This window comes from Mesorhizobium sp. RCAM 06353, assembly GCF_059683585.1.
Genome location: NZ_CM185031.1, coordinates 3,083,698 through 3,107,287, shown reverse-complemented (window position 1 = coordinate 3,107,287; position 23,590 = coordinate 3,083,698). Strand labels below are relative to the sequence as shown.

Sequence of the window (23,590 nt, the reverse complement as noted above, 5' to 3'; positions counted from 1 at the left end):
CGACTGTAGGTCCTTCAGTTGGCAGGATGCAGGATGCAAAGGCACCTGCCGGCGAAGGGCGTATCGGCAATGTCTTCGTCGCCAACGACAAACTCGAACCCGCAATTCATGCAGGACACCATCGGTCCGGACCGATGCAACCGGCTCTCTCCGGGCAATGGCGAAGTGGCTAACAGCATAATCATGTCCGCGGATCAAACAGCCTTGCAATGGGCAAGATTGCGTTGTGTCGCCCGAAATCCCACCCTAGAAGACGAATATGATGGATGTCACGCAACCACGCAATGCCGGCATGGACGGGCACGAGCAAGCCCTGGACCTCACACGGGGAATTGCTGCCTATGTCAACCACCCCCTCGTGGCAGCGCTGGCGCGCGTCATCGCCAAGCATCCGCAGGCCGATATCGCCAACGCCTTCAACCACAAGCAGGTCGCCTGCAAGATGTGGGCGCTTGACAAGCTGTTCGAAAGCCGCGGCGGCCGGTTCGGTCGCATCTGGGTTCTGGGTGGATGGTACGGCGTATTGCCGGCAATGCTTTTCAACGATGCCCGTTTCGACATCGCGGCGATCGACAGCATCGACATCGATCCCGAAGTCGGGCCGGTCGCACGGACCCTCAACCGGGAAGCCGGCGACCGCTTCCGGGCGCTGACGGAAGATATGTACGCACTAGACTATGCGGCCGGGCGGCCCGACCTGGTGGTCAATACGAGCTGCGAACACATAGCCGATCTCAACGCCTGGCTTGCCCTGCTTCCGCGAGGCACGAATGTGCTGCTGCAATCGAACGATTATTTCAGCGAGCCGACGCACATCAACTGCGTGCCTTCACTTGCAGCCTTCGAAGCCATGGCGGCGCTGCGGGAGATCAGCTTCGCCGGCGAACTGCCGACAAAAAAATACACGCGCTTCATGCTGATCGGAACTGTTTGAAGCGTGTTGCGCGAATCGAACCCAGACGCGGCCCGCGTCAGGATCTCGGCGACCAGGTTCGATACCGGTCGCGCAGAATATGCGCCGAGCGACGCGCGCCTTCCAGATCGAGACCATGCGAGGTTGGCGCCGGCCCCGCAAGCGCCTGTTTGACCGCTTGCGCCAGACCTTCAGGCGTCAGGTCATTTTCCGTCAGCACCGTTGCAAGACCGAGCTCTTCGAGCATCAGGGCGCGAACCGTCTGTTCGGTTTCCCCGCCGGCTGCAAAGGGAACGAGCAGCGAGCGACACCCCGCGCGCAGGATATCGCAGACCGTGTTGTAGCCCGCCTGCGAGACCGAAAGCCGGGCGCCAGCCAGCAGGCTGGCGAAATCCTCTCGGAACCGGAAGATGGACAGGCCCGGGGTGGCATCGCCTGCAATCGCGTCAAACTCGTCTTTCGGCAGGTTCGGGCCGGTGATCAGACACCATTTCCAGGCGTTGTCGGCATTGCGCGCCGCTGCGATGGTGGACCGGACAAGGCTCTTTCCCGCAGCCCCGCCGCCAACCGACACCAGGACGTCGAAGCGCTCGGAGGCCGCGGGCGACCGCGGTGCGGCAACGAGCCCTGTGTAGGCGACCTCGGCCCTGATCGCCCCTGCCGGTGGAAAGGTTTTGTCGATGGTTGCGAAAGCCGGATCGCCATGGACCATGACAAGGTCGAAATGCCTGTTGACGAGATCGACCGTTTCCTCGTCTCGGCCCGGCTTGACGCGCTCCTGAAGGATGTCGCGCACGGACGTCGCCAAAAGCGGTCTGGGCGACGTCGCCTCGATGGCCTCGATCAGCGGCAAGAGTTCGAAACGCATCTGCCGGCGCCCAAAGGGAAACGCCTCGACAATGACGATATCAGGCCTGCAATCCCGAAATGCTTGCAGCAACATCTCGGAGCGCGATTTCTTGAAATCATCGTCGATGGGTTTGCCCTGCAGGTCGACAAGCCCGGAAAATCCTTCATCTCCGGAGGTGACAGGCGGCAAAGTTACAGATTTTACACCCGGTCCCGGAAACCCCGCGATCGGCGCTCCGCCGGTCACGACGGTTACGTCAAACCCGTCATCGGCCAGAGCAGCCGCAATGCGGCTGGCGCGCGCGAGATGGCCAATGCCGAGCAGGTGCTGGACATAGAAGAAAGCGCGCAGCCGCTTCATTCGGCGGCCCGCCACTCCCGCTCGAACAGGTCCTTGAGCTGTCCAATGCTTGCCACATGATCGAAATTGCCGCGCACGCGCCGCTCTGCGGCGTCGCCGAGGCGGGCGCGCAGCACGGGATCACGGATCAGGCGCTCCAGCGCCCGTGCCAGGGCAATCGGGTTTTCCGTGGGAACCAGCAGCCCGGTTTCATCTGGCGATAGAAGCTCCGGCACGCCGGAAATATCGGTCGACAAGCAGGCAAGCCGCTGGCTAGCCGCCTCCACCAGAACATTCGGCAGACCGTCCCGGTCGCCATTTGCGGTGATCCTGCAGGCCAGGGCGAAGATGTCGGCGCAGCGGTAGTGCTCAAGCACCTCCTCCTGCGCAAGCGCGCCTTTCCAAGAGACGCGACCATCCAGTCCGAGCTTTCGCGCCAGCGCCTTGAGCCTTTCCAGTTCCTCGCCGGCGCCGATATGCTCGAAACGCCACGCCAAATCACCAGGCAAGAGGGCAAGGGCCTCCAGCAAGGTATCGTAACCTTTCTTTTCAACGGCGCGCCCGACACTCAGAACGACAACCGGTTCGTCCTGCGCCGAGCCGTCATGCTGTTTCCGCGTCTCGCCGAAACTGCCGAAGCGATCAAGGTCGAGCCCATGATAGCTCAGATGCACAGACGAGTTGCCGTTAGCGAGTTTTTTCAGACGGTCGAAACCGACTTTCGTGCAAGTGACCGTCCAGCGCGCCGAGGCAAGCTTGCCAACCAGATCCCAGTCCGCCGAAGTCCAGATGTCCTTGGCATGGGCCGAGCAGCTCCAGGGCAGGCCACGAAGCTGGCTGGCATAGCGCGTGACCGATGCCGGCGTGTGCGCGAAATGTGCATGCAGCCAACCCGCGTCTTCCGGCCATTCGGCGGCCAGCACGAGCGCTTGCCCGAAGCGGCGCACGCGATTGCGCGTAAAGTCGCGGGGGATATCGGCCGCCAGCGATCCGAGAGCGCGCCAGAAGCCCGGCCGCAGCAGACAAGCAAACAGCGAGCGAACCACGCGCAACGGCTCTTCATGCAGATATTCCGGCAGATAATGGACGGGCGCTTTGATCTCGTCATGCACGGGGTGGCGTCTTGCGTCGGTCGGCCGCCTGAGCGCGAAGAGTATCAGGTCGAACCCCGCACGCTCCAGACCGAGCAGTTCCTGAGCGATGAAGGTTTCCGACAGCCGCGGATAGCCCTTCAGAACCACGACGATCTTGCGATGTTGCAACTCAGTTCATGCCTTCAATGACCGAAAGGTGATGACCGGCCCGCCGGTCGAGCAGTTCTGCAACGATTTCGGAAATATGAGGCAGCCCTTCCAGCGTTAGATGCGGATTGCTCTGCGATGGGCGAGGCCGGTCCGGCAGAACCTTCAGTGCATCGGCAAACCGCTGGGAATCCTCGGCTTCCTCCGGCAAAAGCATCTCGATGAGGCCTAGTTCAGCTGCACGCCGCGCGCGGATCAGTTGTTCCTCGCGGGGCTTGACGCGCGGCACGATCAGCGCCGGCTTGTCGAAAGACAGTATCTCGCAATAGGTGTTATAACCGCCCATCGCCACCACCGCCTTGGCGCCGGCAATCAGGTCTTCCATGCGGTTGTCGAACTCGATGATCTTGATATAGGGGATCTTGGACCCCTTCTTGAGCAGCTTGTTGCGCTTGCGCGCCGGCATGTAAGGCCCAAGCACGATCAGCGCCCTGTGCTGCAATTGCGGATCCTGCTGATAGGCATCGATGACGTCGTGGATCAGTTCGGCGCCGTCACCGCCACCACCGGTGGTAACGAGGATATAGTCGCCCTCGGGCCGGTGGCCGGGCAACTCGTTCTTCTGCAGGCTGCGTTGCAGGAAACCGACGAACTTCATCTTTGCCCTGACTGCCGGCGGCACATCCATGCCGGTCAACGGATCGTAGAAATCCGGCGGGCCATAGGCCCAGACCTTGTCGTAGAACAGGCCTATCTTGCGCATCACATCCCTACGTGCCCACTCTGCTTCGAGCAGATGCGGCGCGTCCATCACCTCGCGCAGGCCAAGCACGAGCGTGGTGCCCCGCGTCTTGAGGTAGGACAGCGTGTCCTCGATCTCGCCGCGCAGGCCGAGTGGTTCCTTGTCGACGATGAAGATATCCGGCCCGAAGGTCTCGGCTGTGTGGCGGATGATTGACTGGCGCATCCTTAGCGTCTCATGCAGATCGATATCCTTTTCCAGCGAGGTGTATTCGCCGTTGCGCAGCTTGATGACGCTGGGGATCTTCACGAAGTCGACACGGGCGCGGTAGTCGAAGGCGCCAGCGATGGTCGCACCCGAGATGATAAGCACCTGAAGTCCGCGGAAATCCTCGACCAGCGAATGCGCGATCGTCCGGCAGCGCTGCAAGTGGCCGAGCCCGAACGTGTCGTGGCTGTACATGAGAATTCGAGCATTGTGTACGTGCTGGGTCATTTTGAACGTCTTTTAGAATTCTCGCCTTGAGGACCGTGGGTGACCCCGCAGGCTTCGAAACCGTCCTTGCAGGGTCTACCGACCTCTTTTGAAACATGAGGCCGCAATTTTCAATTTGTATTACCCAGGAGGGTCCAAGGATGACGCTCTCCTGACTGTGTCTTCAGGCTGATCGTCGTCCGCTATACGACTTTCGACAATGTCGTCCAAGCTCATTAATCACTTCGAGGTCAGGCTATTCGAGCCGCCGCGTGACAGCGCCTCGTGGCTGAAAGTGGCGCCGGGAGTAGGGTAACGACCTGCGAAATTCGGCGAAAGGGCTATTTTAGCGTGGAAAGGCATAGGATTATCTGCGGCTTGTTGACTATCGACGCCACATCACCAATTGGACCTCGGTTGTCAATTGGACCTCGGTTGTCGGCAAGCTGTCGATTTTCAGAAGATAGGTTCTGATTGGCTGCTGGCGACAAAGGAGCAGCGGGAAAATCTGACGTATTTCCGGCGATACATCCAGGAGGGATCGAGTTCCAGCGGCCAAACGCTTCCTGTGTAAGGCGCTTGCCATCCTGACGATCGAGCTTCAGGGCAAATGCATTCGCAAATTCAAATCCATGTAAATCGGCGCCCGTCCAAGTGAAGCACCGCGTCATGGGGGACGGCAAGCGCCATCGCCTCGTCCCGTGTCAGGCCGGCGAGCATGAAGGCCATTACCCTTATGTTCCCGGTATGCGACACGACGAGTACCGGCTGCCCCGGATCGAGATCGGCCAGGAAGCTTTCCATTAAACGCGCCAGATCGGCGTAGCTGTCACCATCATGGGAGTCGAAATTCCAGCGGTCCGCCTTGCGTCGGCGGCGCTCGACGGGAAAACGCTCCTTTACCTCCAGCGTGGTCATCCCCTCCCAGCGGCCGAACGAGGCTTCCGCGAGACGAACGTCGATGTTGACCTGGCTTTCGGCAATCCCCACTTCCAAAGCCGCCATGGCAATCGTCTCCCGCGCCCGCTTGAGCGGCGACGTATAGGCCGCGATCCGGGCAGGTTTCACGCCGAGACGTTCCAAATGAGCCTTCAGCCTGCCGCCGTTTTCCGTGGCCTGCCGCCGCCCGGGAGCCGCCAAGGAATGGTCGCTGCGGCCCTGAAAGCGCCCCTCGGTATTCCACCGGGTTTCTCCGTGACGCATTGCGAAGAGTAGGCGTTTGACCATATTTGGCCTAATCGGCCCGAAGCTGTGATTTTGGCCAAGTCGAGGAACAATCAGAGAACATTATGGCTTGCCCTTCACCGTTGGTGATGCACATCGCAGCGACAGTAAGCACCTTTACGCTTGCCTTGAAGGCATCCTATTTTGGAGGGTATAGCCGCTCGTGGGCATAGCGTGGGCATAGAATGTCGGTACTGCCTTTCTTAAGAATTTACACGCCGCTCAACGCGGTGCTGGCTGCGCCTGGGCTTCTGGCGGTGGCTGCGCTCACGATACCGGACATGTCCGGACGAAGCAGACTGGCTCTGGCTGCCCTGCTCGCTGTCATCTGGGGCGCCTATCTCCTGCAACTGGCCGCGACGCTGCTCAAGCGCCGGGCGGAAGACGTACGGAACAGGACGCCCCGAAATCGCTATCGATGTGCTCGCGGTCTTGGTTCCACTCGCGGCATTTCTACTTGTCGGCACGCCTGACCGGAGCCTCTACTGTGCTGTCTGGCTGCTGAAACCGCTGCGCGACTCGACTTTCTTCCCGGTGCTGGGCAGGGTCCTGGCCAACGAAGCGCGCAATCTGATCGGCGTCACCACGCTCTTCGGCGTCGTTCTGTTCGCTGTCGCGCTCGCGGCCTATGTCATCGAGCGCGACATCCAACCGGAAAAGTTCGGCAGCATCCCCCAGGCAATGTGGTGGGCGGTGGTCACGCTGTCCACCACCGGCTATGGGGACACTATCCCGCAAAGCTTCGCCGGCCGCGTCCTTGCCGGGGCGGTCATGATGAGTGGCATCGGCGTCTTCGGACTCTGGGCCGGCATTCTTGCCACGGGCTTCTATCAAGAAGTCCGTCGCGGGGATTTCGTCCGCAATTGGCAATTGGTCGCCGCCGTGCCGTTGTTTCAGAAGCTCGGCCCGGCCGTGCTGATCGAGATCGTGCGCGCGTTAAGAGCTCGCACGGTGCCGGCGGGCGCCGTGATCTGCCGCATTGGCGAGGCCGGTGATCAGATGTTCTTCGTCGTGGAGGGGCGCGTCAGCGTCGCGACGCCGAATCCGGTGGAGCTTGGCCCTGGCGCCTTCTTCGGCGAGATGGCGCTGATCAACGGCGAACCGCGTTCGGCGACCGTCAGCGCCGCAACGGTGGTCTCACTCCTGTCGCTGCACTCGGCGGATTTCCAGATGCTGTGCGGCAGCAGCCCGGAGATCGCGGAAATCATCCGCAAGACCGCGCTCGAGCGGCGCGGCGCGGCACAACGCAACAGTCCGTCTACCGACTTGGAGCCCTGAGGCCGCCTCAGTGGCGCCACGACCCCTTCTTGACGTCTGGAAGGCTCCTCACGCCATCCGCGAGTGCGCGCGCAAACGCCCGCGGCGTTGCCGTTTAGTTGATGAAGCGGTTCTTATCGAGCTTGATCGGATCGCCTTCCTTGAGCGCGAAACTGCGCCCTGCCGCTGTCGTTATTCGGTTGATCGCCTTGCGGTTGAAAGCCTGATGCCATGAACGCGGAGATTGCGGGGCGTCACCGCTTCGACGAACGCGCTTACCGCCTTTGATCCCCGACCAGTCGCGGCTGCCGCTTTTGAAATGGCGTCGCCCCAAACTTCCATTGCTGAGTCGGCGATGCCGCGCTCGGCTGCCTCAGGAATCGACTCAAGTCAAGACGATACCGGCTTGCGAGCCGCGTATTTTGCTGACATGCTCACTTTCTTATATATGGGGTTTTGCACTGTGGCAGGTGTTCAAACGGAAGGGCAAAAACATGGCAAAGGAATCTTCGAATCCCGCTTCTTCAGAAAAGAAGGCGGACGGAAATGTTATAGGTAACGCAGACGGAAACGGGCTGAACTTCATGGGGGTCCAGGCTCGCGAAAACGGGGGCTCCGGCGACCCTGTAGGTGTCGACAAGATACGTGATCTGCTGTTCGGCAACCAGATGCAGGACTATGACCGCCGCTTTTCCAAGCTTGAAGAACGGGTCTTGCAGCGCTTCAAGGATGTCGAATCCGAGGCTAAGCGCAATCTCGACATGTACGAGTCAAATGCAAAGAAGCAGGTCGATTCACTTGCGGGGCAATTGCGGAACGAAAAAGATTCACGAGCCGACGCCGACAAAGAGATTGATCGGAATCTTCGCGAGCAAAACCAGGCACTTGAAAAGCAGGTGCGCGCGTTGTCGGATCAATTGAGCGCGCTTGAGCGCGACGTTGCGGACCGGATAAATCGAAACGATCATTTACTGCGTGAGGAAATCAAGCAGAAGAATGAAGGCGTTCAGATGCTGATAGAGAAAATGTTTGCCGATCTCAGCAACGTCAAGACCGACCGAAATCTTTTGGCTGGCCTGTTTGTCGAGGTTGCAAAATGCCTGAATCAGGATCCCGTCGGCAGCAAGAGCAACTCGGACCGTAGCTGGAAAGTGAGTTGATGGGACCTTGACGTCGACCGTCGACCCAATCAGCCTTCCGCAAAGAACAGCCTCGAACGATACAGAGATTGATCGCGAGGCTCTGGCTCGTCTTTTGATCGAAATTGCCCGGAACGTTGATCCGGACTACCGTGCGCGTTTCGACGGAGTTCCAACCGCCGATCCTCGCATGGAAACACTGCGCCAGTTGCTGGTCAGCCGCGAAATTTCGGAGCTTTCACGAGTTACGCATCTGCTGGACGAACCGGAGCAGCTCGCGGCAGCCGTGGGCGACGTTCTTTCCAGTGCGGTCGCACAAGCGCCTCATGCACAACTCGGCGAAGCCCTTGCGCCAGCTGTCGAAAGGGCTGTGCAGCGGTCGATCGAGAAGAGCCCACGCACGCTGACGGATATATTATACCCGGTGTTTCTGCCGGCAATTCGCAAGTCGATCGGGGAAAAGATCGACCAGACCTTTCAGTCGCTGAATGAAACTTTACGACATATATTTACCTGGCACGGACTCAAGTGGAGATTTGAATCTTGGAGAACCGGTGCCAGCTTTTCTGAGGTTGTTCTTAAGCATTCTCTTGTATATCGTGTAGAACATGTCTTTCTTATTAGCCGACCTTCTGGACTACTGATATCGCATGTAGCTGCCGATAACGCAACGAGTGAGGATCCTCAGCTTATTTCTTCGATGCTTAGTGCAATTCAAGATTTTGTGAAAGACTCATTTAGCGAGAAAGAACAGAGCAGTCTGGACACTATCCGCCTTGGTGACCTTCGTCTCTGGTCAGAAGTTGGACAGTTTGCGACCTTGGTTTCGGTGATCCGAGGAAATCCACCAGAGGAATTACATGAAATAGTTCGCGATGTGTTGCTTCGCATCCATCAGGAGTGCTCACAGGCTCTAGCGGAGTTTGACGGCGACAGTTCGCAGTTGGCCGGCGTAGAGGCACAATTGCAGACGTGCGTTGAGCTGAAACAAGAGGAATCAAACCAGGGGTTTCCGTGGCTGGTAGTGGTTGCAGCCCTGCTGCTTTTGGTTCTGGCAGGCGGCTGGTTCTTTCTTTCCTGGCAATCCGGGCAGCGCTGGCAGGCCTATGTGTCGCGACTGGAGACCCAGCCGGGCATCATCGTTGCCGAACAAAAGGTAAGCTATGGCCAATTCTATATTGCCGGCCTGAGAGACCCGCTTGCCGCCGACCCGCAGTCGCTATTGTCCGGAACGCAGGTCGATCCCGCCCGCGTTCATTCGCAGTGGCAATCCTATCAGAGCCTTGAGCCGGAGTTCGTGTTGAAGCGGCTGACGGCGTCGCTGGCTCCGCCGGATACAGTGCGACTTTCGATCGTCAATGATCGCATCGTTGCCGAGGGCGAGGCTCCCGACACCTGGATAGATCGGGCGCGCGCAGCGGCCCGACAGCTTTCGGCGGGCGGACCGGAATTCGATATCTCCAAGGTTCGCGATGTGAGCCCCGAAGCACGCGCGGCGGAGCATTGGCAGGCCTATGTGTCGCGACTGGGGGCCCAGCCGGGCATCATCGTTGCAGAACAGAAGATGCGCGAGGGCCAATTCTATGTTGCCGGCCTGAGAGACCCGCTTGCCGCCGACCCGCAGTCGCTGTTGTCCGGAACGCAGGTCGATCCCGCCCGCGTTCATTCGCAGTGGCAATCCTATCAGAGCCTTGAGCCGGAGTTCGTGTTGAAGCGGCTGACGGCGTCGCTGGTTCCGCCGGATACAGTGCGACTTTCGATCGTCAATGATCGCATCGTTGCCGAGGGCGAGGCTCCCGACACCTGGATAGATCGGGCGCGCGCAGCGGCCCGACAGCTTTCGGCAGGCGGACCGGAATTCGATATCTCCAAGGTTCGCGATGTGAGCCCCGATGCACGCGCGGCGGAGCATTGGCAGGCCTATGTGTCGCGACTGGGAGCCCAGCCGGGCATCATCGTTGCGGAACAGAAGATACGCGACGGCCAATTCTATATTGCCGGCCTGAGAGACCCGCTTGCCGCCGATCCGCAGTCGCTGTTGTCCGGAACGCAGGTCGATCCCGCCCGCGTTCATTCGCAGTGGCGGTTCTATCAGAGCCTTGAGCCGGAGTTCGTGTTGAAGCGGCTGACGGCGTCGCTGTATCCGCCGGATACAGTACGACTTTCGATCATCGATGATCGCATCGTTGCCGAGGGCGAGGCTCCCGACACCTGGATAGATCGGGCGCGCGCGGCGGCCCGACAGCTTTCGGCGGGCGGACCGGAATTCGATATCTCCAAGGTTCGCGATGTGAGCCCCGAAGCACGCGCGGCGGAGCATTGGCAGTATTATGTGTCGCGACTTGAGGCCCAACCGGGAATCATCGTCGCCCAGCAAACGGAGAGGGGCGGACATTTCTACATTTCCGGCCTGAGAGACCCCCTTGCCGCCGACCCGCAACTTCTGCTGCACGGAACGCAGGTTGATCCTGCCCGCGTTCATTCACAATGGCAATTCTATCAGAGCCTTGATCCGAAGTTCGTGGTGAAGCGGCTGGAGGCTTCGCTGACCCCGCCGAAATCGGTGATGCTTTCGATCATCCAGGGTCGCATCGTTGTCGTGGGTGATGCTCCTGCCAACTGGATCAACCGGGCGCGGGCCGCCGCCGAACAACTTTCGGCGGACGGAGTGGTTCTGGATGTCTCGCAACTGCATGAGCTGGACCTTGCAGAACTCAATCATTTGCGAGAGGCCATCCAGACGACCGATATTTTCTTCTCTTCCGGCAAAGTTGTGCCGGGACCAGAGCAGATGCCCGTTCTCGACAGGTTGGCGGATCAAATAAAGGAATTCGCCCAAAAAGCCCGCGAGTCAGGCGTAACGGCGCGGTTCATGTTGACCGGCCATTCGGACGGCACGGGCCGTGAGACGGCCAACGCGTCGATCAGCGCCGCCCGCGCGGAGACAGTTCGTGCGCTTCTCAACAAGCGCGGCGTCGCTCCGGAACTGCTGCTGGTTCGGGGCGCGGGCACCTTTGAGCCGGCTGTGCCTGAAAATAGTCAAACTGGAAGCTCCACCAATCGCCGGGTTTCGGTTACGGTAAACCTGGACTAGGGCGGGGCCTAAGATGTTGCAAAAAAAGATCTGCATGCTGGGCGGGTTCTCTGTCGGCAAGACGAGCCTGGTCCGCAGGTTTGTGCAAAGCATCTTTTCAGAAACCTACTTGACCACGGTGGGCGTGAAAATCGACAAGAAGAGTGTCGCACTCCCGGACAAAACCGTGGATCTGATTTTGTGGGATTTGGCCGGCGAAGACGATATCGGCTCATTCCGCGTCAGCCACGTGCGAGGTGCGACCGGGCTCGTGCTTGTCGTCGATGGAACCCGCGCCGCTACTCTTGCCGCAGCGCTCACGCTGCGCGAGCGCGTCGAGGCCGAATTCGGCGCTATGCCGTTTGTATTGCTGTTCAACAAATCCGATTTGGCCGATAAGTGGGTAATATCGGATAGTGAGATTAGCGAACTGAGGCAACGTGGATGGCAAATCTATCTGACAAGTGCGCTTACGGGTGAACATGTCGATGATGCGTTTCGTCAACTTGCTTCGATGGTCACCAAATAGACCATGCATAGATTGCCAAAAGAAGTCGGAAAATGGATCTACAATTTCTTCTACAACGAGCACTCTATCGCATATGTGAAAATTGATGCCCAGCTTTGCATAGCGACGAAGGGCGGTAACGTTAAACATTACGGGCTCTCATCTCTTCGCATTGGTAAGCCTGTTGCCGATCAGCTCGAATTCATGGAAGGTTTGCTGCCTTGCCCGGAGCTTCCATATCATATGGCCATGGTCGAACTGCCCAGCGGCCGTGTCGCGGACCTTCATCTTTTTGCCGACGGTGCCTGCGTGTGGCTGCTCTTCCTTGACGCCACTGCCGAACGCGACAACACGCAGCGGCTGCAACAGAAGGCTTATGAAATGACGCTCCTGCAAGAGAGGGAGCGTCAACTCAACGAGAAACTACAATCGATGAACGAGGCGTTGAGGGAGAGCCAAGAGGGATTGCAGCGTGAATACCAGCGCGCCGAAACCCTGCTCCTCAACATTCTTCCGGCGTCGATCGCGGAGCGGTTAAAGTCAGACGAACAAATTGCCGACAACCACGCAGAGGTAAGTGTGCTTTTTGCCGACATCGTCGGTTTTACGGAAAGAGCGCGGAGCGTCGGAGCCGTGACGACGCTCGCTATTTTAAATTACTTCTTCAAGGCGGCGGATCGGCTCTCGGACCAATATGGCTGCGAAAAGATCAAGACAATCGGCGACTGCGTGATGGTGGTCGCTGGCATGCCCGCCGCGCGATCCGATCATGCAGAAGCCCTCGCGCGCTATGCACTTGAGCTGCGGGAGGCGGTTCAGCACGAACGCTTCGCCGGAGAACGGCTAAGGCTCAGAATTGGAATTAACTCAGGACCAATCGTCGCGGGCGTCATAGGCAAAAGGCGGTTTGCCTACGACCTGTGGGGCGAGACCGTTAATCTCGCCGCACGTATTCAAACGTCCGCGGAGCCCGATGAAATCCGCATTTCGGATGCAACTCACAAACTTCTTGGACCGGATTTTGCTTGCGACCCACTCGCGGAAACGGAGTTGCGTGGTACAGGTCGTGTGCGAATGTGGCGGCTCCTGGCCTGATTTGCCGCTTGGCGGTGCCGACCCTGGAGCGCATCACCCGGTGCAGGCGTACCGCGTGATCGTCGATGGGAACGTGATCAGACGGTTGCGGTAATACTGATAGTTGGAGAATGCGATCAGCGATTCGCTTCGACTGCGGTAATGCCATCTGAGAGACCTTTCGAGAGATAGCCGCGCTTCGTCGCGGAATTCTTGGGCTCTTCGAACGTCTTCGCCGGCAAGGTGTCTGAGATCACCAGCAATGCCGTCAGGATCGCCACGTCGGCTGGATAGTTTGACGTCGCGCCGAACCCGGCCAAGGCGCTTGTGCAGGGCGACAAGGCGACCTTCGTTGCCTCGGGCGGCCGGGTGCAGCTGAGCAATAGCCAGCCGAGCACCAGCAACACGATGCGAGCCTCAGTGGTTGGCGAGGAATTTGTTGGTGCCGCCGCCGTCATCCATCTCGAAGGCGACAAAGGCCTGGAACTCAAGGCGCAGAAAAGCCACGACGAACTGGTGCGGCTGAACCTGACTCCCGGCGCCACATATGTGGAACGGCCCGCGTTGCAAGGGCTTTTTTAGTCGATTTCATCACGCGGGAACGGTGCAGTCATATGTCCGGCCTTTCAGCGCGGCCCATGACCGCTGGCCTCGATGAAGTCCGCGAAGCGGGTGGCTGATCAATCTGACGTGCTCGAAGCACATTGTCGCGCAAGCCTCTCCCGCGTCGGGATTTCGTCCCGTGGAATCATCGTCTGCTCAATGCACCTCGCCTCTTCCTGGCTCTTCTCCGGTAGCTCGTGTCGGTACTCTGCCCTCAGGCGTTTGCCGCACGAACCGCCATCACACCAGGTTTCCGATAGGTCCCGCCCTTCGTTAGCAGGGCCCAGATGATCCTCGCGATCTTGTTGGCAAGCGCGATGGCGACGACCTTGAAGGGCCGACGCGCTAGCAACGCGGTCAACCAGGGCAGTGCCCTGTCGTTGTTTCTGGCATGGCGCAGGACAGAGGTAGCGCCATTTACAAGGAGAGATCGAAGCTCCGTGTTGCCCATCTTCGAGATGCCGCCCAACAGCTCCTTGCCGCCGCTCGAATGCGACCTCGGCGTAAGCCCAAGCCAAGCGGCAAGGTGACGGCCCGACCTAAACCCGTCCGGATCGGGAACCAGCGCCTTGACGGTCGCCGCTGTGATCGCGCCGACGCCCGGGATCGTGGTCAGACGGCGCATGTCTTCGTCATGCTTTGCCTCGGTGACGATCTCGCGCTCAAGTCGTTCGACCTGTTCGCTCAGAGTGTCTAACTGGTCGACAAGGGCCGTCAGGGCGAAGCGCGCCGCCGCAGGCAGGCGAGCATCTGTCGGGTCACGCACGATCGCGGCTAATGCCGCCACCTTCGCCGGGCCGGCAGCCGCGATGATGCCCAATTCGGACATATGAGCGCGCAAGGCGTTGATCACTTGTGTTCTTTGGCGCAGCAGCAGAGCTCGCGTCCTCAGCACCATCGCCGCCGCCTGTTGCTCGGCCGACTTGATCGGCACAAAGCGCATGGTCTTGCGGGTTACCGCCTCGCTGATCGCCTCGGCGTCGGCAGCATCGGTCTTGCCGCGCTTGACAAAGGGCTTGACGTAGGCCGGCGGGATCAACCGGACGTCATGGCCGAGTGCTGCGATCTCACGCGCCCAGTAATGTGCCCCGCCGCAGGCCTCGAGGCCGACGAGACAGGTTGGCTGCTTCTCGAAGAAGCGCAGCACTTCGGCCCGGCGCAACCGCCTGTTGAACAGCGGCGCGCCTTCGGCGTCTGCGCCGTGAACTTGGAAAACCTGCTTGGCCAAATCTAGCCCGATGGTGTTAATCTGCGTCACGGAACGGTCCCTCCTTGGTGGCGTTGAAACAACGGCCACGTTAGCACTTGATGCTGTCGGAGCGGGCCGTTCCACCTCATCAATCTGGGTCTCCTGGCGCGTTGAAGCGAGCCACATCCTGCCCGGGGGATAGGAGGCTGGCATTGCGGTTCGGATTCCTGTTCGCCCGAAATTTTACACTTTCGCCAATGTCGCTGTTCGTCGACACCCTGCGACTTGCTGGCGATGATGGCGACCGCAGCGGATCGCTTCCGCCTGGCTTCCCCGCCGTCGAGATCGACGGCGAATTCTACTGGGACGGCGGCCTTGTCTCGAACACGCCGCTGCAACGGCGTGGTGGTTGAGGGCGTCGATCGCTCGTCATCGGCGCCGGCGGCGTGGCACGCGCCATCGCCTTCTCTTTGGCTGATGCTGGATTGGGCGAGTTGATCCTTGCGAACCGAAGTGCCGATCGAGCGGTGGCTCTCGCCGCAGACATTCAGGCCTCCATTCTGTCCTGCAAAACGCATGTGTGCGAGGCTGGAGCGCCAGACGTCGCCCGCCCGCACAGTCGACTTTAGCTAGCCCCGATGCCTCCTTTGCGAACATAGGTTGCCTTCAAACCAAGGTCTCGGAAAATTCTCGAGGTGGGAGGCGATCAGCGCCTTGACCGCATCGAGCCGGACATTCGCCCACAGCTATCATTTCTTCGCGGCCTTACGTTGCTCCGACTGCGATGAACCAAGCGCGCGAAGCAACGCCTCGACAGTCTGGCGTGTCAATTCGGGCCGGGCACCTCGTTCGAGGATGCCGCGCGTCACCTGCAGCCATATACCGATCACGATGTCGACTGCCAACTCTGCGTCCCGAACGCTCAGGCGGCCCTGAACAATCGCTTCGGCAATATCTGCCTTGAGGTTGTTCCGGATCCCTCGCGCAAATTCCGTCGGCGAGTGAGAACTCTGAACGACCAGCCGAGCCCAGTTGGAGTCCGAGATCGCTTTTTCCAAGAATCGCGTGAAGGCGAAGGAAAGGCGTTCGATCGGATCCTGTAGTTCCAGGCGCACAGGCGTCAGCATGGCGTCAAAGCTCTCCCCGAGCTTCTCGCCGACGGCTGAGGCCAATTCATCGATGCTCTGGAAGTGGTAGTAGAAGGTGCCCTTCGCGACACCTGCTGCCTCTACCACGGCATCCACCGTGAGGGCCTCGCGAAGCCGCTCCGACAACAGCATGGCCCCTGCGTCCACGATCAGCGTGCGTGTCCTTTCCCGCTTCTCGCGTCCGATCTCCGCCCTGCGCGCCAAATCAACCTTTGCCATCCGTCATGCCCTTTTTGCATTGCACCATTACGAAAATCTCATATTGACCATATAGTCGATTTGACCTAAAAATGCAAATTGAAATTGAGCCGGCGAATTCGACCGGCCCCACTCGAGCTCCCGCAGCCCTATCGCTTTCAGATGAGAAGGAACAGCATCCACATGAACGTTCTGTCCCGGAAAGACTTCAGAACAACAAAACGGCCTCTCCCGTTCGAATGCGTTGCCCTGGTGTTGCAGGGCGGCGGTGCGCTCGGAGCCTATCAAGCCGGAGTCTACGAGGCTCTCGCCGAGGCCGATATCCATCCAGACTGGGTCGCCGGGGTCTCAATCGGTGCCATCAACTCGGCCATCATAGCCGGGAATGAACCGGCCGAACGGGTTCCGAAGCTGCGGGCCTTCTGGCGCGAGATCACCGCGAACCCACTTCTCGACTGGGCTGCCGCCGCGCCCACACTCGCTCCGATAGGGAACCTGCCCCGCTCGCTGTTCAACCAGTTCAGTTCGGCCTGCGCGCTCATCGCCGGTTCCCCCGGCTTTTTCAGCCTTCGGCAGCCCTTTCCCTGGCTGCAAGCGGACGGCTCCCTCGAAGGAACAAGCTTCTACGAAACCAGACATCTGAAGAGCACACTGGAGCGGCTTGTCGATTTCGACCGGATCAACGCCGGCCGCATGCGCTTCAGCGTGGGCGCCGTAAACGTGCGCTCCGGCAATTTTGTCTATTTCGACAATGATCAGCATACGATCCGCCCCGAGCACGTGATGGCCAGCGGGTCGCTTCCGCCGGGCTTCCCGGCCGTCGAAATCGACGGCGAATTCTACTGGGACGGCGGCCTCATCTCGAACACGCCGCTGCAATGGGTGGTCGAACATGGGGCGAGGCAAGACACCCTCGCCTTTCAGGTCGACCTCTGGAGTGCGCGCGGCGAATTTCCTCGCAATCTGTCCGAGGTCGCGACGCGGCAGAAAGAAATACAGTATTCGAGCCGCACGCGGGCGCATACCGACCAGTTCAAGCAATATCAGCGTGCCCGACACACCCTCGCGAGCCTGCTTGCAAAACTGCCGCCCGAATTGCTCGACAGCGAGGAAGCAACCGCGCTGAGCTCGATCGCGGACCATAAGGTCTACAAGCTCGTTCACCTGATTTATCGCTCAAAACAGCATGAGGGACACTCGAAGGACTATGAGTTTTCGCGGCTGTCAATGGAGGAGCATTGGCGCGCCGGATATTTCGACGCCATGCGCACGTTGCGCCATCCCGAGGCATTGCAACGGCCCGACAATCTCGAAGGGGTGAGCACCTACGATCTTGCCGAAGACGGGCAGGAATAGGCGTCTGCAAGGAAGATGCGGGACGTGCTCGGTCCAATCACGAGCCCTGTTCGCCTCCTTCTCGACGCAAGCCATCCACTTCAACAATTGAAGGAACTTTCAGCCATGCATCAAGACACCGTCCGGGCAACTGCCTTCGCCATGCCCCTGACAAGTCCGGCCTATCCGGTCGGTCCGTATCGCTTCCGCAATCGCGAATATCTGATCATCACGTATCGGACTGATCCAAAGAAGCTTCGCGCTCTCGTGCCGGAGCCGCTCGAACTATCCGAACCGCTCGTGAAATTCGAGTTCATTCGCATGCCGGACTCGACGGGCTTCGGCGACTACACGGAAAGCGGCCAGGTCATCCCAATCACGTTCCGGGGCCGCAAAGGCAGCTACACCCACTGCATGTTTCTTAACGATCACCCACCAATTGCCGGTGGGCGCGAGCTGTGGGGATTTCCCAAGAAGCTTGCGAGTCCGACACTGCGCACTGAGACTGACACCTTGGTGGGTACGCTTGATTACGGCCCGGTCCGTGTCGCCACGGCCACCATGGGCTACAAACACGGAGCAGCCGACCTCTCGGCAGTGAAGACCTCCCTCGCGGAGCCGAACTTCCTCCTCAAGATCATTCCCCATGTCGACGGCACGCCGCGCATCTGCGAGCTCGTGGAGTATCACCTGGAGGACGTCGATCTGAGAGGCGCCTGGACCGGCCCGGCATCCTTGAACCTCTGGTCGCATGCGCTGGCCCCGGTCGCCGAGCTGCCGGTACTCGAGGTGGTTTCGGCGATGCACATCGTCGCCGATCTCACGCTCGCACTCGGCAAGGTCGTTCATGACTACCTCGCGAAATCCGAGCCTCGCGACCTGAAAGGAAGAATCCATGAATTCGCAGAATGAAGCCCAATTGAACACGCCGGCAGGGAACGCCGGCGGCCGGCTGCTGGACAATGTCGTGGTCATCACCGGAGCTGCGAGTGGCATCGGCAAGGAGATTGCCCTAACCTTCGCCCGCGAGGGAGCAAAGGTGGTCATCGCGGATCTTGACCTGAAGGCGGCCCAGCAGACCGCCCTTGAGATCGATCCGGCCGCTCAGCGCGCGCTCGGGATTGGCATGGACGTTAGCAACGAGGCGCAAGTCGAAAGCGGAATGGCGCGGGCTGTCGAAACCTTCGGGCGCCTCGACGTCCTGGTCAGCAACGCCGGCGTCCAGATCGTGGCGCCGCTCGTCGACTTCGATTTCGAGAAATGGAGGAAGTTGCTTTCCATCCACCTGGATGGAGCCTTCCTGACCACCCGTGCCGCCTTGCGGCAGATGTATCGTCAGAACAGCGGCAGCATCATCTATATGGGATCTGTCCACTCCAAGGAGGCGTCTCCGTTCAAGGCTCCCTATGTCACCGCCAAGCACGGCCTGATCGGCCTGGCCAAGGTCGTTGCAAAGGAGGGTGCCGCCCATGGCGTCCGCGCCAACGTGATTTGCCCTGGATTCGTTCGCACGCCGCTGGTGGAAAAACAGATCCCGGAGCAGGCGCGCGCGCTCGGAATCTCCGCAGCGGATGTGGTCAAGACGGTGATGCTGAAAGAGACGGTCGACGGTGAGTTCACGACCGTTCAGGACGTTGCGGAAGCAGCGGTTTTCCTGGCGGCATTCCCGTCGAATGCACTGACCGGCCAGTCGCTCGTGGTGAGCCACGGGTGGTTCATGCAGTAGGCGCTTCCGAGAGGCGCTGCCTTTGCCCGCCTCTCCTGCCCCTGCCTGCAGATCAATCGTTGCAACCCCCTTCCTCTTGCATCGCACAATTGTGCAAATCTCATATTGACCATATCGTCGATTTGACTTATAGGTTGAAATCGAAATTGAGCAATGGCGAATTCGCCGCGCTCCCAACCCGACTATCCCCTTCAACCACCGCTCCAACGGAGGCTTTCGTGCGCCTGCCCTCAGGTCTGTTGCTTTCTGCATGCATCGCATGCCTTTGTCTTTCTGGCTGTTCTGAAGAAGAGACTGCCGCACCATCGGCGCCACGGCCCGCACGGGTCGTCGTGGTGACGCCTCACAAGCTTAGCCTGGTGGCGCAGGGTGCTGGCCGTATCCGGTCGCGCTATGTGAGCACCGTCGGCTTCGAGGTCGGCGGTCGAGTGCTCTCGCGCGATGTCGACATGGGCGCAATCGTCAAGAAAGGCCAGAAGCTCGCGGAGATCAGCGCCGTCGACTACCACAACAAGGTGACTGCTGCCGAGGCCGACGTCGACTCAGCAAAGGCTGGGCTCGCCCAAGCATCCGCACAGGAGGAACGCTTCAGAATCCTGCTCGGCAAGGGCTTCGCCACACGCTCCCAGTACGATGACGCGCTTAAGTCGCTGCAGAGCGCAAGAGCGGCGGTCCAGGCGACCGAAGCCAATCTGCGTATCGCGCGGAACCAGCTAAGCTATACCCAGCTCCTTGCACCCACCGACGGCGTGGTGACGGCGACCGGAGCCGACCCGGGTCAGATCATGGCTGCGGGCCAGATGGTCGTCGAGATTTCCGGCAATGACGCACGCGAGGCGGTGTTCGCGGTGGGCACCAATGATGTCGCCCGGGCAAAGCTCGGCATGGCGGTGAACGTATCGCTGCAGGGCCGTCTCGACATCGCCGTCACCGGCACCATACGCGAGATTTCGCCAGAGGCCGACAGCGCGACAGGCACCTATCAGGTGAAGGTGGCGCTGGCTTCGCCGCCGGCCGAGATGCGCCTCGGGGCAGTCGTTGTCGGTCGCGTCGAAAGCGAAGGAGATCAGGAGGTTGCGACATTGCCGCCGAGCGCACTGCTGCAGTCCGGAGGCCAGCCGCAGGTTTGGGTGGTTGGCCAGGACGAAAAGGTGCGGCGCCGCGAGGTCAAGCTTGTCGAATTCGATGCGGACTCGATCGTGGTGAGCCATGGACTGTCCGCTGGGGAGAAGGTGGTGACCGCCGGCGTCAATTCGCTCGCCGACGGTGACCTTGTGAAGCCAGAGACGGAGGTCAAGTGATGACACGCTTCAATCTCTCCGAATGGGCCGTCCACAACCGCGCCCTCGTCGTCTTCCTGATGCTCATCTGCGTCATCGGCGGAGTGAGCGCCTACGAGCGGCTCGGCCGCCAGGAAGATCCGGATTTTACCGTACAGACAATGGTGGTCCAGGCAAACTGGCCGGGGGCCACCACGGCTGACACGCTCAAGCAAGTGACGGACAGGATCGAAAAGAAGCTCGAGGAGACCCCGAACCTCGATTACATCAAGAGTTACACAAAGCCTGGTCAGGCGACAATTTTCGTCAACCTCAAGGAATCGACGCCCAAACGCGACCTTGGCGACATCTGGTACCAGGTCCGCAAGAAGGTCAGCGACATAAGGACGACGCTGCCGCAAGGCGTGGTCGGGCCCTTCTTCAACGACGAATTTGGCGACGTCTTCGGCACCATCTACGGCATCACCTATGACGGCTTCACCGCACGCGAAGCACGCGACTTCGCTGAGACCGCGCGGGGCGAATTCCTGCGTGCGCCCGACGTCGGCAAGGTCGACATCTATGGCGACCAGGATGAGAAGATCTATCTGAACTTCTCGCCACAAAAGCTCGCGAACCTCAAGCTCACCCTGGACGACGTACTGGCGGCGATCGCCCGGCAGAATGCCGTGGCGCCTTCGGGCATCATCAACACGCCTCAGGAGAACATGCTCGTCGACGTCACAGGCTCCCTGCCGTCGCCGGACGACATTGCCAACCTCAACCTCTGGATCGACGGGCGCTTCTACAAACTGACCGACATCGCTCAGATTCAGCGCGGCTACAGCGACCCGCCCGGCAAGATGTTCCGCGTCAACGGCAAGCCGGCGATCGGCATCGGCGTCAGCATGCGGGAGGGCGGCAACAATCTCAACTTCGGCAAAGGCCTGCACGAGGCGGCCGAACGCCTGAAACAGCGCTTTCCCGTCGGCATTGAGCTCAACCTCGTGTCGGACCAGCCGGAGGTCGTGCACGAGGCGATCGGCGGATTCACCGAAGCACTTTTAGAGGCGATCGTCATCGTGCTGGTGGTCAGCTTCCTCAGTCTCGGCTTCAGGGCCGGGCTTGTGGTCGCCCTCTCCATTCCCTTGGTGCTTGCCATCGTTTTTGTGGCCATGAATGCGCTTGGCATCAGCCTGCAGCGCATCTCCCTCGGCGCCTTGATAATCGCGCTCGGCCTTCTCGTCGATGATGCCATGATCACCATCGAGATGATGATCTCAAAGATCGAAGAAGGTATGGAGAAGATCAAGGCGGCAACCTTCGCTTACACCTCCACCGCCTTCCCGATGCTGACGGGAACGCTGATCACGATCCTCGGCTTCCTGCCGATCGGCTTCGCCGACAGCAACACAGGACAATATTGCTTCTCGCTGTTCGTCGTGATCGCGGTGGCGCTCGTTGCCTCTTGGTTCGTGGCCGTCGTCTTCGCGCCGGTGATCGGTCTCTCTCTTCTGCCGTCGCACACGAAGAAGGTGCACGGGACCGCCGAGCCGGGCCGCTTGATGCGCGCTTTCGAACGGCTGCTTGGCTTCGCCATGCGGCACCGCTGGCCCACCATCGCCGCAGCGCTCATCCTCTTCGGCGCCTCCCTTTATGGCATGGGCTTCGTGCAGCAGCAGTTCTTCCCGACGTCCAACCGGCCCGAGCTCCTCGTGACGATGACCCTGCCGAAGAATGCCTCGATCGCTGCGACCGAAACGCAGACGGAGCGACTGGAGAAGGCGCTTGCCGGCGACCCCGACATCGCCCGCTTCTCCTCCTATGTCGGAGGCGGCGCCATCCGCTTCTACCTGCCTCTCGACGTACAGCTCGACAACGACTTCATGGCCGAGGCCGTGGTTGTCACCAAGGACCTCGAGGCGCGTGACCGGGTACAGGCCAGGCTGGCGGCCCTGTTCGCCGGCAGCTTTCCGGACGTGACTGTTCGTATCTCGCGCCTTGAGCTCGGACCGCCCGTGGGTTGGCCCGTGCAATATCGTGTGAGCGCCCCGACCACTGAGGAGGCGAGGCAGTATGCCGAGCAGGTCGCGCAAACTCTGCGAGCATCGGGCCTCGTGCGCAATGTCAACTACGACTGGGCTGAGAAGAACAAGGCGCTGCGCGTTGTCGTCGACCAGGAAAGGGTTCGCCAGGCAGGCCTGAGCTCCGAGCAGCTCGCCCAGGCGCTCAACCGTGTGATCAGCGGTTCGACCGTTACACAGATCCGCGACTCGATCTACCTCGTCGACGTCGTGGCGCGGGCCGAGAGCGATGAGCGGTCGAGCGTCGAAGCCTTGCGCAATCTGCAGATCACGACGCCCACTGGTGCCTCAGTTCCGCTGCGCGAGCTGGCGCAGTTCCAGTATGATCTCGATGACGGCTATGTCTGGCGCCGTGGCCGCATGCCCACCATCACCGTGCAGGCGGAGCCGCTGCCGGGGCTGCAACCAGCATCCGTCCACGGGCGGATCGCTGGCGCAATCGAAGGGCTGCGCAAGTCGATGCCGGCCGGCACTTTGCTTGAGACCGGCGGCACGGTCGAAAAGAGCGCGCAGAGCAACGCCGCTCTGCTGGCTCAGTTTCCGCTGATGATCACCCTGATGCTCACCGTGCTTATGGTGCAGCTCGGAAGTTTCCGCCAGCTGGCGATGGTGATCAGCGTGGCGCCGCTCGGCCTCATCGGCGTCGCCGCCGCGCTGCTCACCACAAATACGCCGATGGGCTTCATCGCGACGCTCGGCATTATTGCGCTGGCCGGTATGATCATCCGCAACTCGGTGATCCTGGTCCACCAGATCGAGCACGAGCGGGCGCAGGGTATCGAGCCCTGGAGGGCGGTGATCGACGCGACCACCCACAGGTTGCGGCCGATCATGCTGACGGCGGCCGCCGCGATCCTCGGCATGATCCCGATCATGCATGACGTGTTCTGGGGACCGATGGCCTATGCCATCGTCGGAGGGCTCGCCGTCGCGACCGTGCTGACGCTGGTCTTCCTCCCGGCTCTTTATGTTGCTGTTAACGGCATACGGGAGAAAGACGAAACGACAGCAGAGCCTGCCGTTCCGGCAATCCCCATTCTCGCGCTCCAGCACTGAGAAGGCGATAGCCATGCCGGAGACATTATCTTTCGTTGACCGCTTTCTTCGATCTTGTGCCGCGATGTTCGCCGGACCAGGGGACATCCCTCACGACTATGTCCACAAGATGCTGCTCGCGGCGCTGCAGCAGGCGCATCTTTTGGCACGCTCGTACG

20 protein-coding genes and 2 pseudogenes are annotated in these 23,590 nt (G+C 60.4%); 14 read left to right on the top strand and 8 right to left on the bottom strand.

What is annotated here, in order from left to right; translation table 11 throughout:
• Window positions 1–262 precede the first annotated feature (262 nt).
• On the top strand, window positions 263–934 hold the full coding sequence (locus AC56QX_RS14855) for a class I SAM-dependent methyltransferase (protein ID WP_497117761.1): 672 nt from the start codon (window positions 263–265) through the stop codon (window positions 932–934).
• A 37-nt stretch (window positions 935–971) separates the two neighbouring features.
• On the opposite strand, the gene AC56QX_RS14850 is transcribed toward AC56QX_RS14855, so the two are convergent.
• From AC56QX_RS14850 to AC56QX_RS14835, 4 genes are all read right to left on the bottom strand, one after another.
• Window positions 972–2,123, bottom strand: a complete 1,152-nt coding sequence (locus tag AC56QX_RS14850) for a glycosyltransferase family protein (protein ID WP_497116943.1) — start codon at window positions 2,121–2,123, stop codon at window positions 972–974.
• Window positions 2,120–3,364 carry a glycosyltransferase gene (locus tag AC56QX_RS14845; protein WP_497116941.1) on the bottom strand — a complete coding sequence of 415 codons (1,245 nt, stop codon included), beginning with the start codon at window positions 3,362–3,364 and terminating at the stop codon, window positions 2,120–2,122. Before AC56QX_RS14845 ends, AC56QX_RS14850 begins: the two co-directional genes overlap by 4 nt.
• A 1-nt stretch (window position 3,365) precedes the next feature.
• Window positions 3,366–4,580: a glycosyltransferase family protein gene (locus AC56QX_RS14840; RefSeq protein WP_497116939.1), complete on the bottom strand. Its 1,215-nt coding sequence runs from the start codon at window positions 4,578–4,580 to the stop codon at window positions 3,366–3,368.
• A gap of 603 nt (window positions 4,581–5,183) precedes the next feature.
• Window positions 5,184–5,762 carry a histidine phosphatase family protein gene (locus AC56QX_RS14835; protein WP_497117759.1) on the bottom strand — a complete coding sequence of 193 codons (579 nt, stop codon included), beginning with the start codon at window positions 5,760–5,762 and terminating at the stop codon, window positions 5,184–5,186.
• Between the two features lie 206 nt (window positions 5,763–5,968).
• Between AC56QX_RS14835 and AC56QX_RS14830 the strand changes: the two are divergent.
• Window positions 5,969–7,061: pseudogene (locus AC56QX_RS14830) on the top strand (cyclic nucleotide-gated potassium channel).
• A 94-nt stretch (window positions 7,062–7,155) separates the two neighbouring features.
• Here AC56QX_RS14830 and AC56QX_RS14825 read toward each other — a convergent pair.
• Window positions 7,156–7,374, bottom strand: coding sequence for a hypothetical protein (locus AC56QX_RS14825; RefSeq protein ID WP_497116937.1), 219 nt, complete (start codon window positions 7,372–7,374; stop codon window positions 7,156–7,158).
• Window positions 7,375–7,534: 160 nt separating this feature from the next.
• Here AC56QX_RS14825 and AC56QX_RS14820 point away from each other — a divergent pair, with 160 nt between their 5' ends.
• The 4 genes from AC56QX_RS14820 to AC56QX_RS14805 are packed head-to-tail and all read left to right on the top strand — an operon-like array spanning window position 7,535 to window position 12,855.
• Window positions 7,535–8,200 carry a hypothetical protein gene (locus AC56QX_RS14820; protein WP_497116936.1) on the top strand — a complete coding sequence of 222 codons (666 nt, stop codon included), beginning with the start codon at window positions 7,535–7,537 and terminating at the stop codon, window positions 8,198–8,200.
• Between the two features lie 7 nt (window positions 8,201–8,207).
• Window positions 8,208–11,273, top strand: coding sequence for an OmpA family protein (locus tag AC56QX_RS14815; RefSeq protein ID WP_497116934.1), 3,066 nt, complete (start codon window positions 8,208–8,210; stop codon window positions 11,271–11,273).
• Window positions 11,274–11,286: 13 nt separating this feature from the next.
• Window positions 11,287–11,781 carry a Rab family GTPase gene (locus tag AC56QX_RS14810; protein ID WP_497116932.1) on the top strand — a complete coding sequence of 165 codons (495 nt, stop codon included), beginning with the start codon at window positions 11,287–11,289 and terminating at the stop codon, window positions 11,779–11,781.
• Window positions 11,782–11,784: 3 nt separating this feature from the next.
• Window positions 11,785–12,855 carry an adenylate/guanylate cyclase domain-containing protein gene (locus AC56QX_RS14805; RefSeq protein WP_497116930.1) on the top strand — a complete coding sequence of 357 codons (1,071 nt, stop codon included), beginning with the start codon at window positions 11,785–11,787 and terminating at the stop codon, window positions 12,853–12,855.
• A gap of 116 nt (window positions 12,856–12,971) precedes the next feature.
• Here the strand turns inward: AC56QX_RS14805 and AC56QX_RS14800 are convergent, their stop codons facing one another.
• The gene (locus AC56QX_RS14800; protein ID WP_497116928.1) at window positions 12,972–13,154 is read right to left on the bottom strand and encodes a hypothetical protein; all 183 of its coding nucleotides are present in this window, start codon (window positions 13,152–13,154) and stop codon (window positions 12,972–12,974) included.
• A gap of 7 nt (window positions 13,155–13,161) precedes the next feature.
• Between AC56QX_RS14800 and AC56QX_RS14795 the strand changes: the two genes are divergently transcribed.
• The gene (locus tag AC56QX_RS14795) at window positions 13,162–13,416 is read left to right on the top strand and encodes a TOBE domain-containing protein (RefSeq protein ID WP_497116926.1); all 255 of its coding nucleotides are present in this window, start codon (window positions 13,162–13,164) and stop codon (window positions 13,414–13,416) included.
• Between the two features lie 235 nt (window positions 13,417–13,651).
• On the opposite strand, the gene AC56QX_RS14790 is transcribed toward AC56QX_RS14795, so the two are convergent.
• Window positions 13,652–14,695, bottom strand: a complete 1,044-nt coding sequence (locus AC56QX_RS14790; protein ID WP_183465509.1) for an IS110 family RNA-guided transposase — start codon at window positions 14,693–14,695, stop codon at window positions 13,652–13,654.
• A gap of 239 nt (window positions 14,696–14,934) precedes the next feature.
• Between AC56QX_RS14790 and AC56QX_RS14785 the strand changes: the two are divergent.
• Window positions 14,935–15,024 (top strand): annotated as a pseudogene (locus AC56QX_RS14785) (patatin-like phospholipase family protein); the annotation flags it as partial.
• A gap of 48 nt (window positions 15,025–15,072) precedes the next feature.
• The gene (locus AC56QX_RS14780; RefSeq protein WP_497116924.1) at window positions 15,073–15,255 is read left to right on the top strand and encodes a hypothetical protein; all 183 of its coding nucleotides are present in this window, start codon (window positions 15,073–15,075) and stop codon (window positions 15,253–15,255) included.
• Between the two features lie 120 nt (window positions 15,256–15,375).
• On the opposite strand, the gene AC56QX_RS14775 is transcribed toward AC56QX_RS14780, so the two are convergent.
• Window positions 15,376–15,993, bottom strand: a complete 618-nt coding sequence (locus tag AC56QX_RS14775) for a TetR/AcrR family transcriptional regulator (protein ID WP_497116922.1) — start codon at window positions 15,991–15,993, stop codon at window positions 15,376–15,378.
• 162 nt (window positions 15,994–16,155) lie between these two features.
• On the opposite strand from AC56QX_RS14775, the gene AC56QX_RS14770 reads away from it, so the two are divergent.
• The 5 genes from AC56QX_RS14770 (at window position 16,156) to AC56QX_RS14750 (ending at window position 23,432) form a co-directional block, all read left to right on the top strand.
• Window positions 16,156–17,328, top strand: coding sequence for a patatin-like phospholipase family protein (locus AC56QX_RS14770; RefSeq protein ID WP_497116921.1), 1,173 nt, complete (start codon window positions 16,156–16,158; stop codon window positions 17,326–17,328).
• A gap of 105 nt (window positions 17,329–17,433) precedes the next feature.
• Window positions 17,434–18,219, top strand: a complete 786-nt coding sequence (locus tag AC56QX_RS14765) for an acetoacetate decarboxylase (RefSeq protein WP_497116919.1) — start codon at window positions 17,434–17,436, stop codon at window positions 18,217–18,219.
• Window positions 18,203–19,033 (top strand): 3-hydroxybutyrate dehydrogenase, encoded by an 831-nt coding sequence (locus tag AC56QX_RS14760; protein ID WP_497116918.1) that lies wholly within the window; start codon window positions 18,203–18,205, stop codon window positions 19,031–19,033. Before AC56QX_RS14765 ends, AC56QX_RS14760 begins: the two co-directional genes overlap by 17 nt.
• A gap of 335 nt (window positions 19,034–19,368) precedes the next feature.
• Window positions 19,369–20,334, top strand: a complete 966-nt coding sequence (locus tag AC56QX_RS14755; protein WP_497116916.1) for an efflux RND transporter periplasmic adaptor subunit — start codon at window positions 19,369–19,371, stop codon at window positions 20,332–20,334.
• Window positions 20,334–23,432 carry an efflux RND transporter permease subunit gene (locus AC56QX_RS14750; RefSeq protein ID WP_497116914.1) on the top strand — a complete coding sequence of 1,033 codons (3,099 nt, stop codon included), beginning with the start codon at window positions 20,334–20,336 and terminating at the stop codon, window positions 23,430–23,432. The genes AC56QX_RS14755 and AC56QX_RS14750 overlap by 1 nt, the downstream gene beginning before the upstream one ends.
• Window positions 23,433–23,590: the final 158 nt, after the last annotated feature.